Origin of the sequence: Micromonospora musae (assembly GCF_003626635.1) — a bacterium.
In the GTDB taxonomy this organism is placed as follows: domain Bacteria; phylum Actinomycetota; class Actinomycetes; order Mycobacteriales; family Micromonosporaceae; genus Micromonospora; species Micromonospora musae.
This window is the reverse complement of record NZ_RAZT01000001.1, coordinates 152,544-167,726: the sequence shown is the minus strand read 5'-3', so window position 1 is coordinate 167,726 and position 15,183 is coordinate 152,544. Positions and strand designations below refer to the sequence as shown.

At 70.6% G+C, this 15,183-nt stretch carries 14 protein-coding genes; 7 read left to right on the top strand and 7 right to left on the bottom strand.

The window, feature by feature from the left end; genetic code table 11:
* Positions 1-236: 236 nt before the first annotated feature.
* Both D7044_RS00785 and D7044_RS00780 read right to left on the bottom strand, forming a co-directional pair.
* A complete protein-coding gene (locus D7044_RS00785; protein WP_120676629.1) occupies positions 237-2,138 on the bottom strand; it encodes a S9 family peptidase in 1,902 nt (633 codons plus the stop codon).
* A gap of 297 nt (positions 2,139-2,435) precedes the next feature.
* A complete protein-coding gene (locus D7044_RS00780; RefSeq protein ID WP_120687636.1) occupies positions 2,436-3,410 on the bottom strand; it encodes a helix-turn-helix transcriptional regulator in 975 nt (324 codons plus the stop codon).
* Between the two features lie 61 nt (positions 3,411-3,471).
* On the opposite strand from D7044_RS00780, the gene D7044_RS00775 reads away from it, so the two are divergent.
* The 3 genes from D7044_RS00775 to rox all read left to right on the top strand — a co-directional run bounded on the left by D7044_RS00775 (position 3,472) and on the right by rox (position 6,087).
* The gene (locus D7044_RS00775) at positions 3,472-3,942 is read left to right on the top strand and encodes a RidA family protein (protein ID WP_233563087.1); all 471 of its coding nucleotides are present in this window, start codon (positions 3,472-3,474) and stop codon (positions 3,940-3,942) included.
* 71 nt (positions 3,943-4,013) lie between these two features.
* Positions 4,014-4,394 (top strand): hypothetical protein, encoded by a 381-nt coding sequence (locus tag D7044_RS32535; RefSeq protein ID WP_199716406.1) that lies wholly within the window; start codon positions 4,014-4,016, stop codon positions 4,392-4,394.
* Positions 4,395-4,545: 151 nt separating this feature from the next.
* Positions 4,546-6,087 carry a rifampin monooxygenase gene (gene rox, locus D7044_RS00765; protein WP_120687635.1) on the top strand — a complete coding sequence of 514 codons (1,542 nt, stop codon included), beginning with the start codon at positions 4,546-4,548 and terminating at the stop codon, positions 6,085-6,087.
* Between the two features lie 61 nt (positions 6,088-6,148).
* Here rox and D7044_RS00760 read toward each other — a convergent pair whose 3' ends face one another.
* Positions 6,149-6,688, bottom strand: coding sequence for a DUF1062 domain-containing protein (locus D7044_RS00760; protein WP_233563379.1), 540 nt, complete (start codon positions 6,686-6,688; stop codon positions 6,149-6,151).
* Between the two features lie 622 nt (positions 6,689-7,310).
* Here D7044_RS00760 and D7044_RS00755 point away from each other — a divergent pair.
* The gene (locus D7044_RS00755) at positions 7,311-8,534 is read left to right on the top strand and encodes a glycosyltransferase (RefSeq protein ID WP_120687634.1); all 1,224 of its coding nucleotides are present in this window, start codon (positions 7,311-7,313) and stop codon (positions 8,532-8,534) included.
* A gap of 52 nt (positions 8,535-8,586) precedes the next feature.
* Here D7044_RS00755 and D7044_RS00750 read toward each other — a convergent pair whose 3' ends face one another.
* A complete protein-coding gene (locus tag D7044_RS00750; RefSeq protein ID WP_120687633.1) occupies positions 8,587-9,186 on the bottom strand; it encodes an NADPH-dependent FMN reductase in 600 nt (199 codons plus the stop codon).
* Between the two features lie 112 nt (positions 9,187-9,298).
* Between D7044_RS00750 and D7044_RS00745 the strand changes: the two genes are divergently transcribed.
* Positions 9,299-10,138 (top strand): helix-turn-helix domain-containing protein, encoded by an 840-nt coding sequence (locus D7044_RS00745; protein WP_120687632.1) that lies wholly within the window; start codon positions 9,299-9,301, stop codon positions 10,136-10,138.
* 19 nt (positions 10,139-10,157) lie between these two features.
* Here the strand turns inward: D7044_RS00745 and D7044_RS00740 are convergent, their stop codons facing one another.
* Positions 10,158-10,913 (bottom strand): GbsR/MarR family transcriptional regulator, encoded by a 756-nt coding sequence (locus D7044_RS00740; RefSeq protein WP_120687885.1) that lies wholly within the window; start codon positions 10,911-10,913, stop codon positions 10,158-10,160.
* A gap of 227 nt (positions 10,914-11,140) precedes the next feature.
* Between D7044_RS00740 and D7044_RS00735 the strand changes: the two genes are divergently transcribed.
* Entirely contained in the window at positions 11,141-11,803 is a 663-nt protein-coding gene (locus D7044_RS00735; RefSeq protein ID WP_120687631.1) for a DUF4097 family beta strand repeat-containing protein, read from the top strand.
* A gap of 211 nt (positions 11,804-12,014) precedes the next feature.
* Here the strand turns inward: D7044_RS00735 and D7044_RS00730 are convergent, their stop codons facing one another.
* Positions 12,015-13,064 (bottom strand): P1 family peptidase, encoded by a 1,050-nt coding sequence (locus tag D7044_RS00730; RefSeq protein ID WP_120687630.1) that lies wholly within the window; start codon positions 13,062-13,064, stop codon positions 12,015-12,017.
* Between the two features lie 76 nt (positions 13,065-13,140).
* Between D7044_RS00730 and D7044_RS00725 the strand changes: the two genes are divergently transcribed.
* Positions 13,141-13,944 carry a class I SAM-dependent methyltransferase gene (locus tag D7044_RS00725; protein WP_120687629.1) on the top strand — a complete coding sequence of 268 codons (804 nt, stop codon included), beginning with the start codon at positions 13,141-13,143 and terminating at the stop codon, positions 13,942-13,944.
* Between the two features lie 90 nt (positions 13,945-14,034).
* Here D7044_RS00725 and D7044_RS00720 read toward each other — a convergent pair whose 3' ends face one another.
* Positions 14,035-14,868, bottom strand: coding sequence for a nitroreductase/quinone reductase family protein (locus D7044_RS00720; protein WP_120687628.1), 834 nt, complete (start codon positions 14,866-14,868; stop codon positions 14,035-14,037).
* Positions 14,869-15,183: the final 315 nt, after the last annotated feature.

The window sequence follows — 15,183 nt, the reverse complement described above, 5'->3', positions numbered from 1 at the left end:
CGGAAGCGAGCACGCGCGCGGATTCCTCGCCGCACATAACAGTCATTATGATGTAGCTACGTTATGTCCAAATAGTCCGCATCATTTGTCGCATTGGCATTACCGGTAATCCGATAATGAGCGCCGACCGCGCCGAGACGCGCCGGGCGGACCCGAGTTCCGCCTACGGCCTGAAGGTCAGCTCAGGTCGGCAACGACCGGTCGGGAAGCAACGACGTCTGGTCCACGCGCCCCGGTCAAAGCCGGAGCCAGCGATCGAACCAGGCGCAAGTCCGGTGCAGGACGTCGAGTTGGTGTTGGCGCTCCCGGATCGGGTGACCCTCTCTCGGGTAGATCACGAACTCGTGCTCGACGTCGAAGTGGCGCAGCGCCCGGTGCAGGTACACGGCCTGTCCGAGGGGAACGTTGGTGTCCTCAGCCCCATGAAGGATGAGCACCGGAGTGCGGATCTGGCTGGCGAAGGAGATCGGGCTGACCGCGTCGTGCGGATGCGGGCCGATGCCGGACCAGCCGGTGCTGCCACCGAGGGCGGCTTCGAACTGGCCGTTCTCCCCGGTCGCGGCGAGCATGCCCCAGTCGGTGACACCGGCGCCGACCAGCGCGGCGCGGAAACGGTCGGTCTGGCCGACGGCCCAGGCGGACATGAAGCCGCCGTGGCTCCAGCCGGCGATGCCCAGCCGGTCCGGATCGGCGATGCCCTCGGCGATCAGCAGGTCGATGCCGGTAAGGATGTCCGTCCACTCCTGCTGTCCGACCCGACCGGCGACGCTGGCGGCGAAGTGCTGGCCGTGGCCCTGACCGCCGCGCGGGTTGGGCAGAAACACCGCGTAGCCGGCGGCGGCCAGCCACTGCGCGCTGGGAGACCAGGACAACTGGAGACGATCGGCGTAGCGATCGTACGGGCCTCCGTGCACGATCGTGACCAGCGGGAACGGGCCCTCGGACGCGCTTCTCCCGACCGGCAGTACGAGCAGGCCGTCCAGCTCGAGGCCGTCGGCGGCGTGGTAGGCCAACGGTTGTTGCGTGCCGAGCGCGATGCCGTCCAGCTCCGGGCGGGTGTTGGTGATTCTGCGCAGCGGCCCGGTCGGCGGCCCGAGATGGACGTTCGCGGGTTGGTAGCGGGTGCCGGTGAGTACCGCGATCTCCTCGCCACCAGGGGTAGCGGTCAGGTTGTCGAGGCGTCCGGGGTGATGCGACAGAGGCATGAGGTCGGTGGGGCCGAGCCGGGCCAGGGTCGCGTTCAGCCCGTCGGCGAAGACCACCAGTGGGGCGGCATCGGTCTGGCAGAGTTCGGTGGGGCACATCGGGAGACCAGCGGTGCGGTTGCGCAGAACGCGGTTCTCTACCGCCAGGTCGATCAGGGCGGTGCCGGCCTGCAGCATCGGCGGGGTGAGCGCGAGGTAACCGAGGTGCCAACCGTCCTCGCCCGGCCACCAGGCCAGAGATCGCGCGTCGGCGGCGACCGGTCCGAGGTTCTCCGCAGCCCCGGTCGTCGGGTCGAAAAGGTGCAGTTGGCCGGTGCGTGGGCCGTAGTCGTTGTCGGCGCTGGCAGCGGTCAGCACGGCGAGTGGTCCGCCGTCGGGACGTTGCCGCAGCTCCACGACGTGCCGGTCACCGAAGGCATCCGGGGTGGTGACCCGGCCGGTGCGCAGGTCGAGCAGGCGCAACCGGACCCGCGGTTCACTCTCGCCGACCACGATCGCGTCGTCGCGGTCCCGGGCGCGTTGGGCGTCCTGCTCGGTGGGTTCGTCCTCGGCGAGCAGCGCGACCAGGTTGGGATCGGTGAGCGGCAGGTGGTCGATGATGCCGCCGTGCCAGCTGGTCAACGTGGTCGTCGTGCCGTCGGCGAGGGTGAGCCCGTGCAGCTGCGGGGTGCCGCGGTCGGCACGGTCGGAGAGGAAGAAGAGCGTCTGCGAGTCGACCGACCAGCGGGGCCGGGATTCGGTTGCGGTGTCAGCGGTCGCCCGGCGCGATGCGACGACACCATCGGTGTCGACGAGCCAGAGTTCGGTGTCGAGGTGGTCACCGGTCCGGGTGGCGGGAGCGAGGACGTAGCAGAGCAGGCGCCCGTCCGGGGCGAGCGCCGGGGTCCGCGGGTCACGACCATCGACCACGAGCTCGGCGGTCAGGCCTGTCATGGGATAAGTCTGCCAGCAGTCAACAGAGCAACACGCGACCGATCCAGTGCTGGAACAGTGCACTGGCGAGTTCTCATTGAAGTGCCGAGGATCGACTGGCTCGTACGAGCAAACGTCCGCTCGGGTCTGCAGTAGGCGGAGAGGATCCTCGCCGAACAGATCGCCGCCGGCTGCGGCGTGGCGGGCACGCGCGGCGGTGGAATCACCGTCGCACCTGCGCGATCACAGCGTGGAGGTAACCCGCCGCTGCTGGCCGGCATGGGAGCAGTCACACCGCGAGAAGTCCTGGTCGAACTCTCAGGATGGCACTCCGTAGCGGGCGGCGACCGCGGCAGCGCGGTTGCGCAGGGACGTCCGCAACCACTGCGGGCCCAGGGCTTCCGCGTTCGTGGCGAGCTGCCACAGCGCCCATTCGGCGTGTCTCGGATCTTGGAAGGTCACCTCCAGCCGCAGTAAGCCGTCTGCGTCGGTTTCCTCGGCGCGGACGGCCAGCGCGGTGCCCACCAGGTCCTCCCGCCTCGCCGGGTTCATCCGTACCAGCACGGTGACTTGTTCGCCGCCAGTCCGAAACTGCGTGCTGCGTTCCTGCCAGGCTCGGTCCAGATCGACCCGGTCTGGTCGCTGTGCCGGTTCCGGGAGTTCCTCGGCGGCCAAAATCCGGGACAGCCGGTAGGTACGGTCCACGCCGGCCCTCATGGCCAGCAGGTAGCCCTGCTCGCGTACCGTGACCAGGCCGATTGGGTCCACGGTGCGCCAGTTCGGGGTCTGGTGCACAGCCGCGTAATGGATGCGCAGCTTGTGTCCGGCGAACACCGCGCGCCGGACCTCCGCCACTACGGCCTCGGGCGCCTCGTCAGCGACCAGCCGGCGCGAGAGGAGGTCGGTCTCCGGGTCGATGAGCAAGCGCTGGACCGCGCCTGCCGCAGTGGCCCGATAGCTTTCGGGCAGCGCGTCAACCACCTTGCGCATGGCCGAAGCGAGCGCCGAGCCGAGGCCGAATGCTCGCGCGCCGCGCCGCGATCCGGCGACCAGCAGGGCGAGCGCTTCGTCGTGGTTCAGTCCGGTGAGCTCGGTCCGGAAACCGGGCAACAGTGCGAAACCGCCGTGCCGACCGCGCTCGGCGTGGACCGGGACGCCCGCTGCGGACAGCGCCTCGATGTCGCGCAGCACCGTGCGGGTCGACACCTCCAGCTCGCGAGCCAGCGTGGCCGCGGACAGCCGACCGCGCTGGCGCAGCAGCAGCACCAGCGAGACCAACCGGTCGGCGCGCATCGGAAAACCCTACAGCAATACACGACACAGGATGTCGTGTTTCGTTGCCAGGCTTATCAACGTGACGTCGGCGACCGTGGCTATCGAGCCCGTGGACGTGCGCACTCCCGATGAATCGAATGGAGCTGATGTGGCAGTGGATCGAACGGCAGTCAACCCGGTGACGTGGTCGCTGGAGATGGGATTCAACCAGGGGGAGATCGTTTCCGGGCAGGCCCGGACCCTGTACTGCTCCGGACAAACCGCGATGAGCGGTGACGGCAAGCCGCAGCATGACGGCGACATGGCCGCACAGTTGGCGCTGAGCCTCGACAACCTGGAGGCCGTGCTCGGCGAGGCTGGCATGTCCCTCGCGAATCTCGTCCGACTCAACGTCTACACCATCGACGTTGAGCTGCTGTTCCCGCACTACGGCGTGCTGGCGTCGCGGTTGGGTGCCGCCAGGGTGGCGCCGACCACCACGATGCTCGAGGTGACACGGCTGGCGATCCCTGGCCAGATGGTCGAACTCGAGGGAACCGCCGTCGCGTGACGCGACCTCGCGGCCGCTGCTGCTCGTGCCGGTTCAACCGGCACGAGCAGCAGGTACAGGGGTGATCTCCGGTGCTCAGAATGGTGACGATCGGCGTCTACGGCTTCGACGGCGAGTCCTTCCCGAAACGACTGCGGCACGCAGACGTCCGCCTGCTGCTCGACGTACGCCAGCGCCGCGGTGTCCGCGGACCCGAGTACGCCTGGGCGAACTCACTCCGGCTGCAGGCGGCCCTCGCCTCGGCCCGGATCGCCTACGAGCGCCACCCCGAGCTTGCCCAAACCACCGAACTACGCCAACTCCAGGATCAGACCGTCGACCGTGATCGGGGCCAGCCCGGCCGCCACCGGATCCGCCCAACGACCACACCGGCCTCGGTCAGAATCGGCTCGGCCGTGAGGCGTGATCACGTGGCGCGTAAAGAACTGGACGGGATGATGCTCGGCTTGTAACTTCCAGTTGCCCGTGACTTCGCCCGAGGAGGTGAGACCCATGAACGTTGCAGCGATGTGGGTGCTCCCCCTACCCGTCACGGTCGGGCGATTGACGTAGGTGTCGCCGGGAGCGCCTCGCCGACAAGGCACTCCCGAAAGGCAACACCTCATGTACTCTCTGCCATTCACCGCCGAGCCGTCGTCGACCGACACGGTCGAGCACGACTGCACCGCGGGCGACGTCTCCGGTCTCCCCTCGCCCGCCTCCGGCGCCCATCGCGCGCCCGGTGACTTCGACGTGATCATTGCCGGTTGCGGGCCGACCGGCGCGATGCTCGCCGCCGAACTGCGGCTGCACGAGGTGCGGGTACTCGTCCTGGAGAAGGAGACCGAGCCCGTGTCGTTCGTCCGCATCGTCGGACTGCACATTCGCAGCATCGAGTTGATGGCGATGCGCGGGCTGCTGGAGCGCATCCGCGAACGCGCACGGCAGCGCCCGGCCGGCGCCTACTTCGCCGGCATCGACAAGCCCGCTCCCGCGGACCTGGACTCGACGTACGCCTACCTGCTGGGCATCCCGCAGCCGGTCATCGTCCAGCTGCTCGAAGAGCACGCGATCGAACTGGGTGCGCAGATCCGGCGCGGCTGCGCGGTGACCGGCTTCGTCCAGGACGACGACGGTGTCACCGTCGAGCTGGCCGACGGGGAACAGCTACGTACCCGCTATCTCGTCGGTTGCGACGGCGGGCGCAGCACGGTACGCAAGCTGCTCGGTGTCGGCTTCCCCGGCGAGCCCGCGCGGACCGAGACGCTGATGGGCGAGATGAGCGTGGGTGTGCCGCAGGAGGAGGTGGCCGCCAAGCTGGCCGAGGTCGGCGAGACCAACAGGCAGTTCCAACTCAGGCCGTTCGGCGCAGGGGTGTACAGCGTGGTGGTCCCCGCCGCAGGAGTCAGCGATCGCGCGGAACCGCCCACCCTCGAGGACTTCGCACAACAGTTGCGCGCCATCGCCGGAACCGATTTCGGCGTGCACTCCCCACGCTGGCTGTCCCGCTTCGGCGACGCCACCCGGCTGGCCGAACGGTATCGGGTCGGGCGGGTGCTGCTGGCCGGCGACGCGGCACACATCCATCCACCAGCCGGCGGGCAGGGCCTCAACCTGGGCGTTCAGGACGCCGTCAACCTCGGCTGGAAGCTGGCCGCGCAGATCCGCGGTTGGGCGCCGGAGACACTGCTCGACACGTACCAGGCCGAGCGTCATCCGGTCGCCGAGGGGGTGCTGGACCACACCCGCGCCCAGATGGAGTTGTTCTCCACCGAACCGGGCCCGCGGGCCGTGCGCCGGCTGCTGACCGAGCTGATGAACTTCGACGAGGTGAACCGTTACCTGATCGAGAAGGTCACCGCGATCGGCATCCGCTACGACTTCGGCGAGGGCTCCGACCTGCTGGGCCGCCGCCTGCACGACATCGACGTGAAGCAGGGAAACCTCTACGGTCTGCTGCATCGCGGCCGGGGGCTGCTGCTGGACCGCACCGAACGCCTGACCGTCGGCGGTTGGGCGGACCGGGTCGACCACCTGGCGGATCCCACTGCGGCGCTGGACCTCCCGGGCGTACTGCTCCGCCCCGACGGCCACGTCGCCTGGGTCGGCGACGACCAGCAGGACCTGGACGACCACCTCTACCGCTGGTTCGGCAGGCCCAACTAGTTCGGGAAACCGTTCGAGGTGCGGCCGGGCGGGCCACTCGGCCCGCCCGGCCGCCTCCCGGCTAGTCGCCGGCCAGCACGGTGAAGGTGAATCCGGCGCTGGTACGACGACGCAGACCGACGTCGCACTTGATCCGGCGCAGCACCTCGTTCCTGCTGAGGCCGAGCCCGTGGGCGATGAGCCGTTCCGGGCGCACCGGTACCGGATCGTCGAAGGCGACCTCCACCCGGACCGGCCACGCCTCGTCGAGCCAGGCCGACGGGGTGTCCAGCCGCCAGGCCCCCGTCCAGTCGAGGTTGAAGCGGCTGCGGTGGGCGAGCAGCGGGTCCAAGAGCGTGCACGCCACCAGTTGTGGATCGTTGACGTAGTAGCCGTGGAGCTCGGCCGGATCGAAGGAGCTGGCCGGCTTGCGCTCATGCACGGTGAGCTTGCTCGTCCGGTCGCAGGACACGCAGCGGACCAGCAGCCACACGTCCAGCAGCTTGCCGTTGGCGTTGACGCGGAACCTGCCGCCGCCGGTGGTCGCCGACTCCGACCGGCAGTCCACGCACCGCAACGACAGCAGCGGCAGCCTGGTCCGGCGAACGACCCAGGGCAGCACGATATGAGGTTGTGAAGACATGATCTCTAGACCTGATCTCTAGACCTGACGCGAGGCCGATCACGCGCGGCCTCGAACGCTGGATGACCGGGCGCACGAGGGCAGCCCGGCGTAGCCGACGGGAGCGTCGGCTACAGGTGAGCGATGAAAGCTGTCAGGTCTAGAGAGCAGGCGGGGTCATGCGATGTCGTCCTCTGTCCTCACTGCGACGGGCCGCCAGCAACGTATTTCACGGCCGAAGGAGGGCTCAACCAGTTTTCCCGACCGGACGTTCGTCGGTGCTACCGGAAGCTCAACGGGTGCCGTCGAGGCGGATGCGGCCGTGACCGCTGTCCCCGTCGATCGAATTGGGAGAGGCGGGCAGCCGCTCTCTCCATGATCAGAATATCGCGCACAGGGCGGCTTGCGGCAAGACCCCGGGGATGCCGCAGAATCGACCACCCAGCCCAGGAACACGAGGCCAGGCCGCTGCTACCGACCCCGACCTGATCCTTACCCATCTCCCCTTTTGCGAGGACGAGCCGCCCTTACCGAGGCTGGCCTGCGTCGATCACTGCCACTGACCACCGGACCGGGCCGCGCCAGGCCGAGCCCGGAAATCTCACGAGATGGGGCTCACCACATGCGTGTGCTGTTGATGGCCTACGGGTCGCGCGGAGACGTCGAACCGCTGGTCGCGGTCGCGATGCAGCTGCGGGAGCTTGGAGCGGACGTACGGATGTGCACTCCTCCGGACTTCGCGGAGCTGTTCGACTCCGTCGGCCTTCCGCTGGTGCCGATCGGCGAGCCGGTGCGCCCGTTCGTGAAGGCGGTGCTCACCGGGAAGACGAACGCTCCCGCGGAGGGGCTGCCCGCACGCGCGGCCGCGATGACCGCCACGACCTATGAGGCGGTCATCGCGGCCGCCGAGGGGTGCGACGTGATCCTGGCGACCGGTCTACTGCCGGCCGCGGCCGGCGCGAGGACGGCCGCCGAGCACCGGGGCATTCCTTACGTCTTCGTCTCCTACTTCCCCGCCTACCTGCCCTCGCCGCATCACCCGCCGTTCGAGCGGCCAGGCCGGCCGTTCCCGCCGAGCGTGACCGACAACCGGGCGCTGTGGGACCTGGACGCCGAAACCATGAACGTGCTGTTCGGGACCGGTCTCAACAGCCACCGGGCGGCCATCGGCCTGCCGCCGGTGGAGCACTTCCGCGAACACGTCCTCACCGACCGCCCCTGGCTGGCCACCGATCCGGTCCTGAGCCCGTGGCAGGAGCCGGCCGACCTCGACGTGATGCAGACCGGCGCGTGGTTCCGGACGGACGACCGTCCGCTGCCGCCCGACGTGGAGGCGTTCCTCCAAGCCGGCGAACCGCCGGTGTACGTGGGGTTCGGCAGCATCCCGATGCGTGACGCGGACGGCGTGGCCCGGGCCGCCGTCGAGGCGGTCCGCGCGCAGGGTCACCGTGTGCTCCTCTCCCGCGGCTGGGCCGACCTGGCCATGACCGACGGCCAGGTCGACTGCCTCGCCGTCGGCGAGCTCAACCACCACGCCCTGTTCCCACGTGTCGCTGCCGTCGTCCATCACGGCGGGGCGGGCACCACGACCACGGCCGCCCGGGCCGGCGCGCCCCAGGTGGTCGTACCCCAGATGGCGGACCAGCCGTACTGGGCCCGCCGCGTGGCCGACCTCGGCATCGGCGCGGCTCACGACGGCCCGAACCCGACCTTCGAGTCCCTGAACGCGCTACTCGGTGTCGCACTTTCTCCCGAGACCCGAGCCCGGGCGACCGCCGTGGCCGGCACTGTCCGCACCGACGGCGCGACGGTGGCTGCGAAGCTGCTGCGCGACATGGTCGGCTGACACCGGGAGCCGCCGCACGCCACCTCCGGAAAATCCGGGTGACGGCCCCGCGTCACGCTCCGCCCGGGTACGGAGCTTCGGCTCGGGCGGCGCGCATGGCCTTCGCCCACCAGTCGAGCTGCACCAGCAGGGTCTTGGCGTAGCTCTCCGCCGCGGCGTCGAGAGGTGACCCGTCCTGCCAGGCGGTGAAGTAGTTCGGGAAGGCCAGCGCGTCGCGGATGGTGACCGCGTGCAGCTCGGTGAGGACGTTCTGCAGGTGAAGCACGGCGTGCCGGCCGCCGCCCGCGCCGCCGTAGCTGACGAACGCGACCGGCTTGGCGGTCCACTGGGTGAAGTGCCAGTCGATGAGCGCCTTGAGCGAAGCCGGGTAGCTGTGGTTGTACTCGGGCGTGACGATGACGAAGGCGTCCGCGGCGGCCAGCTTCGCGGTGACGTCCCGCATCCCTTCGGGCCGGGGGTAGTTCTCGCCGGCGAACTTCGGCGGGGCGGCCGGCAGCGTCAGCGGGAGGTCCGCGTCGGCCAGGTCGACGACGTCGACCTCGAAGTCGCTCTGCGTCCGGGCCTGCTCCGCCACCCACGCGGCGACGACCGGCCCGAACCTGCCCTCGCGGACGCTGCCGACGATGATCACGAGCTTGTTCTTGGGGTTCATGCCGTAAACGGTCGGCGGTTCGTGGCTTCCTAGCCAGGCCGGTCGCAGGCTGGCCCCCGCACGGCCACCCTACGCCCGGTCCGCCCGGCTGTTCAGGTCGTACGCTCGGAGGATGGGTACGCCGTTGGGGAACTTCGTCCGGGCCAAGCGCGACAGCACGCGGCCGGAGGATCTGGGGCTCCCGGCGCACGAGCGGCGACGCGCTCCGGGGCTACGGCGTTCGGAGCTGGCCACCCGAGCCGGCATCAGCGTCGAGTACCTCACCCGGATCGAGCAGGGCCGCGACCGTAACCCGTCCGACCCCATCGTCAAGGCCCTCGCAGACGGGCTCAACCTCGACGCGGCCGAACGCACCCACCTGCGCTACCTTGCCAAGATCAGCAGCGGGCTCTGCGTCGACCGCTCGCGGCCGGCGCCACCGCAGCGGACCGTACGGCCCAACGTCCGCCGGATCCTCGAACTGATCGAGCCGGGCGTCGCCTTCGTCACCAACCGGCTCGGCGACGTGCTCGCCCACACCGACGGCTTCGGCACCGTGATGCGCGCCACCGGCCTGCTGGACGCCGAGGAACCCAACCTCACGCGGTACGTCTTCACGCACCCCCAGGCCCGGACCGTCCTCGCGGACTGGGACCAGATCGCGGACGAGCAGGTCTTCAACCTGTGGCTCGGGCCCTCGACCGAGAGCTTCGAGTGGTTCACGGCCGAGTTCGCGCCGGTCGCCGGCGCCGAGTTCACCCGGCGACTGCACCACCATCTGCCCCCGCCCCGGGTGCCGCTCACCCTCAACCACCCGCACACCGACCCGCTGCACTGGGATCGGGAGACGCTCGAACTCCCCACCCCGGACGCCCAGCAGTTGGTCGTCTGGCTACCCGCCGACGAGGCGACCGCCGCGGCGGTCGATCGACTGCGCCACCGGCCGCGACGCGCCGCCCTCCGCGTGGTGTGAGGGGAACGCGACAGGCCCGCTACCCGTGCTCTGTGCGCGGCGCGGCGGTGGCACCCGGCGTCGCCTCGGTCTTCGTGTAGAGGATCTCGCGGGCCTGCTCCGCGGCGCGGGTGAGGCTCTCGGTGACGAAGTCGACGAAGCGGGCGATGTTCTCCAGGCGGGCGGCGGCCGGGGTGTCGGGGCCGAGGATCCGGACGCCCTGCCGTGCGGTCTCGGCGAGCTGGATGTTGGATCGGGCGGCGGCGATCATCCCCTGGTACCAGACGTCGTCGTCGACGACGTAGCGCTCGCGGCGGCGTTCGTCGCGTTCCCGCCGGATGAGGCCCTGGTTCGCCAGGAACGTGATCGCTTTGGAGATCGACGCCGGGCTGACCTGGAGGCGCTGCACGAGTTCCGAGGCGGTGAGACTGCCCGCGTCGGTGGTGTAGAGGCAGGTCAACACCCGGGACATCATCTTGGGCAGGCCCTGCTGCGTCAGCAGGGTGGTGAACACCTCCTCGTACTCGCGTACGACGTCGGCGTCGCGTCCGTCCGCCTGTGGGGCCGCGCCCGGGCCTCGGGCGGCGACCTGCCGGTGCCGGCGGGCCCGGTGCCCGGTGGCCCGGTGGGCCAGGTCGGCACGGTAGGCGGTGGGGCCGCCGTTGCGCATCACCTCACGGGTGATGGTCGAGGTGGGGCGGTCGAGACGTCTGGCGATCTCCGCGTAGGCGAGCCCGTCGGTCAGCCCCAGCGCGATCTGCTGGCGTTCCTGCTGGGTGAGCCTGCCGCCCGGCATCCCGATCTCCCTCCACCGCTTCCCGAACGCACCGAGCATAGCGTTCACTTCTACTCCATTGCAACGTCCGACGTCACAAACGTTGCGTTGAAACTACACCTGTTGCAACGATTATCGAGGTCTGAGCTGGGTAGATGCCGGTAATACGCAACAGACTTGTTGCCTCGGCCATGAACGCAACGTAGCGTTTCCGATGTCAGAAACAACAAGCGCAAGAGGAGAGCACGATGCTGAAGTTCGACACCCCCGCCCCGATCACCGCCGTCCTGGACATCCCCGCCGGGCGGGTGCAGTTCATCGCCGCCGACCGGGTGGACACCACGGTCGAGGTCCTGCCCACGGACGCCTCGAAGAGCCGCGACGTGAAGGTGGCGGAGCAGACCGAGGTCGAATACCGCGACGGCGTCCTGCGGATCCGCACCGCCGCGTCCAACAAGCTCCTCGGACCCTCCGGATCCCTGGAGGTCACCGTCCAGCTCCCGGCCGGCTCCCGCATCGAGGCCAAGACCGCCGCCGCCGAGCTGCGCGGCGTAGGCCGCCTCGGCGACGTCGCGTTCGACGGCGCGTACCGCCAGATCAAGCTCGACGAGGCGGCGAGCCTGCGCCTCACCGCGATCGACGGCGACGTCGAGGTCGGCCGGCTCACCGGCCCCGCGGAGATCAGCACCGCGAGGGGCGACATCCGGATCGCCGAGGCCGTGCGCGGCACGGTCGTGCTCAACACCCAGTCCGGCGACATCTCGGTCGTCGCCGCCGCCGGCGTCTCGGCAGCCCTGGACGCCGGCACCGGACACGGCCGCATCAACAACGCCCTCAAGAACAACGGCAGCACCGAGCTCGACATCCGCGCCACCACCACCCACGGCGACATCGTCGCCCGCAGCCTCTGAGCAGCCCCGCTGCTCCAGAAGTCACACCGTGACCCGAGCAATGGTCACGCCCGAGGGCGGCGTACTCCGGCACCCTGCCGACGTACGCCGCCTCGGCGTTTCCGGTCATCGCCGGGCCCGGCCCACGGCGGCGACGGTGGGAAGTCCCGGCGCCCACCGGCGCGGGGCGACCGCGGACGGAAGGACCGGCGCCCGGTGAGGCGGTGTGGTCTCAGGCGGAGGGGGTCAGCCGCCCGGCGGCCGCCAACCGGCCGACGGCGGCCTCGTGCGGTACGGCATGGCTGGTGCGACCACCCACTCCCCTGGTGGTCGTCGCGGCGAAGAGCGAGTTGAGCAGAGCCTCCTCGACCGAGTCCAGGACGGCGGCGAAGACCGAGGTGATCTGCGCGTCGGGGATCGTCGGCTGGTCCGGCTCGGCGGTGCTGAAGGCGATCGCGTAGTCGCCGCTGCCGTTGCTGTACGACGCGCCGACCCGCGCCATGGCGAAGATGGCCCGGCGGGCCAGCCGGCCCAACTGCCGCGCGTCCAGAGGCGCGTCGGTGGCCACCACGATCATGCACGAGTTGCCGGGCGATTCGGTCGAGTCGGCCTCCGGGATCAGCTCCTCCACCGGCAGCGGTACGCCCAGGGCCGTCAGCACCCCGCCGAAGTTGGACTGCGTGAGCGCGCCGACGGTCGCCGGACTGTCGAAACCATGCACCACCCTGGACGCGGTGCCGATTCCCGCCTTGTACCCCAGCGCCGTGGTGCCGGTTCCCGCGCCGACGCAGCCCTCGGCCGGCAACCCGCCGGTCGCCCCGGCGATCGCGGCCAGCACGTGCTCCTCGGTGATCGGGCGTCGCCGGATGTCCGACAGGTGCCCGTCGTTGGTCTCCCCCACCAGCGGGTTGAACGACACTCCGTCCGGCCGGTGGTGCATCAGGTAGGTCAGGAGCGCGTCCGCGGCCCGGAAGACCGACAGGGTGGCGGTCAGCACGATCGGTGACTCCAGGACGCCGAGTTCGTCCACCTGGGTCGAGCCCACCAGCTTCCCGTGGCCGTTGCCGGTGTACACGGCGGCCGGCAGCGTCCACCGCCCCGGGCCGAGCTGGCTCGGCACGACCGCCGTGACACCCGTGTGCAGGTCCCGGCCGTCGTCGACGGTGGTGTGCCCGACCAGCACCCCCGGCACGTCGGTGATGGCGTTGTGTCGGCCGGTGGGCAGGGACCCGACCCTGATGCCGAGGTCACGGGCGCGGAGGTGGTGGGCTGGCTGGCTCATACGGCTCCAGGTTGGTCAATCGTGGCGGCCGCGAATTCGGTGGTCCGGGCTCGGCGGGCGGGGCACGATCTGCGGGATGGTGACCCCAGAGATCATGGATTACTACCGGCAGGGCGGCGAACGGGACCGCCTGGCCGCGGGCGCGGGCAGGCTGGAGTTCCTGCGTACGTGGGACGTCCTGAACCGGATGCTGCCCGAGGCGCCCGCCGACGTCCTGGACGTCGGCGGGGCCACCGGCGTGTACGCGGGACCGCTGGCCCGGGCCGGTTACCGGGTCCGCGTCGTCGACCCGGTGCCCGAGCATGTGGCGCAGGCGGCGACCCGACCGGGAGTGACCGCGGTACGCGGGGACGCGCGGATGCTCCCCGTCGCCGATCACGGTGTCGACGCCGTCCTGCTGCTCGGGCCGCTGTACCACCTGCCGATCCGGGCCGAGCGCGTCGCCACGTGGCGGGAGGCGGCCCGCGTCGTACGGCCCGGCGGCGTGGTCGTCGCTGCGACCATCAGCCGGTTCGCGTCGCTGCTCGACGGCTTCGTGTGGGACTACTTCACCGACGCGCGGTTCCGGCCGTTGGTCGAGCGCGCGTTGACCGACGGGGTGCACCGCAACATCGACGCCGACCGCCGGTGGTTCACCAGCGCCTACTTCCACCACCCCGACGAGCTGACGGCCGAGGTGGCGGAGTCGGGCCTGCTTCTGCGGCGGCGCGTCGCCGTGGAGGGTCCGTTGTGGATGACCGGTGCCCGGCTGCCGGAGATCCTGGCCGATCCGGACCTGACCGACCTGATGCTGGAGATGCTGCGCGGGGTGGAGGAGGAGCCGAGCCTGCTCGGCGCGAGCAGTCACCTGCTCACCATCGCTTCCGCCCCACCGGGCTGACCGCGCGCGGTCCCGGTCTCGGGTGTCGTCCCCGAGAAAGACGGGCAGACGCCGCCGCTCCGGGTGGACCGGCGGCGTCTGCCCACCGCGTCAGCCCATCGCGTCGAGCAGCGGCACGAGCTGCTCCTCCTCGTACGCCAGGTGGCGCTCAAGCTCCTCGATGAGCTGATCCACCTGCCGCCGTACCTCCGCCGGGTCGACGTTCTGGTCACCCAGCACCGCCTGGAGCCGGTCGACGAGGCCCGCCACCTGGACGTGTTCGGCGCGCAGCCGCTCCAGGGTCGGCGCGAGCTGCGGGTGCTGCGCGGCGAGCCCGACGAACATCCCGCCGTCCTCCTGCGTGTGGTGGTGGTGCAGCCCCTGGCAGACGGCGAGGCAGTTCACCCGCAGCTGGGCACCGAGTCGAGGGCCTGTCGTCGCCGCCTCGCGGCGGATCAGGGCCAGTTCCCGGCGGAACGCGTCGTGGATCCGGATGAGGGCCGCACCCCAGGAGGGCGCCTCGGGCGGGCCACCGCCGGTGCGTTCGAGCGCCACCACCGGAAGCGTGCGGCTGGTCTTCGCCTGGTACGCCGCCCAGCCCGGGTCGGCCTCGGTCGCGCGCGCGAACACCTCGTCCCGCTCCGCCCCGGCGAGGACGGTGGCCCGGGCCGGGTAGGTGAAGATGCCGTCCTCGACGGTGACCTGCGGGTCGGCGAGGACGTTGTGGAACCAGTCCGGGTGCCGGGGGGCGCCGCCGGCCGAGGCGATGACGAGGATCCGGCCACCGACCTCCGGCAGGTAGCCCAGGGGTGTGGTGTGCGGCGCGCCGGAGCGCGAACCGGTCGTGGTGAGCAGGATCAGCCGTCCGCCCTCGAACGGGCCGCCGACCCGGCCCCCGTTCGCACGGAACTCGGCGATGATCTGGGTGTTGAAATCGTTGGGCAATGCTCCGCTTTCTTCCATTTCGGGTACACGAAGACGCGCGGGACGCAGGCAGCGGCGTTCCGCGACGCAGAAGTTCGGGAAAGGCGACCGACCCGGCCGCGTGATGCAGGTGGGAGGTGGGTGCGCGCAGGGCGTGGGATCGGCGGGCCGCGGGCCCGCCACGCGGTCACTGCGCGGCCGGGTGCCTCACTCGCTCGTGGCCCAAGGCCGACCCGGCAGTCACGCGTACGACCCTAGCCCCGCCACCACGGGCGGGCAACGCCGCCCGCCCGATCAGGTGAATAGTTCCCAGCACGGCCCGGGTCACCGTCCATG

Coding starts and splice junctions, on each gene's coding strand:
- D7044_RS00785 (WP_120676629.1), bottom strand. CDS start 2,138: ATGACAGGCCTGACCGCCGAGCTCGTGGTCGATGGTCGTGACCCGCGG.
- D7044_RS00780 (WP_120687636.1), bottom strand. CDS start 3,410: ATGCGCGCCGACCGGTTGGTCTCGCTGGTGCTGCTGCTGCGCCAGCGC.
- rox (WP_120687635.1), top strand. CDS start 4,546: ATGTACTCTCTGCCATTCACCGCCGAGCCGTCGTCGACCGACACGGTC.
- D7044_RS00755 (WP_120687634.1), top strand. CDS start 7,311: ATGCGTGTGCTGTTGATGGCCTACGGGTCGCGCGGAGACGTCGAACCG.
- D7044_RS00750 (WP_120687633.1), bottom strand. CDS start 9,186: ATGAACCCCAAGAACAAGCTCGTGATCATCGTCGGCAGCGTCCGCGAG.
- D7044_RS00745 (WP_120687632.1), top strand. CDS start 9,299: ATGGGTACGCCGTTGGGGAACTTCGTCCGGGCCAAGCGCGACAGCACG.
- D7044_RS00740 (WP_120687885.1), bottom strand. CDS start 10,913: ATGCCGGGCGGCAGGCTCACCCAGCAGGAACGCCAGCAGATCGCGCTG.
- D7044_RS00735 (WP_120687631.1), top strand. CDS start 11,141: ATGCTGAAGTTCGACACCCCCGCCCCGATCACCGCCGTCCTGGACATC.
- D7044_RS00730 (WP_120687630.1), bottom strand. CDS start 13,064: ATGAGCCAGCCAGCCCACCACCTCCGCGCCCGTGACCTCGGCATCAGG.
- D7044_RS00725 (WP_120687629.1), top strand. CDS start 13,141: ATGGTGACCCCAGAGATCATGGATTACTACCGGCAGGGCGGCGAACGG.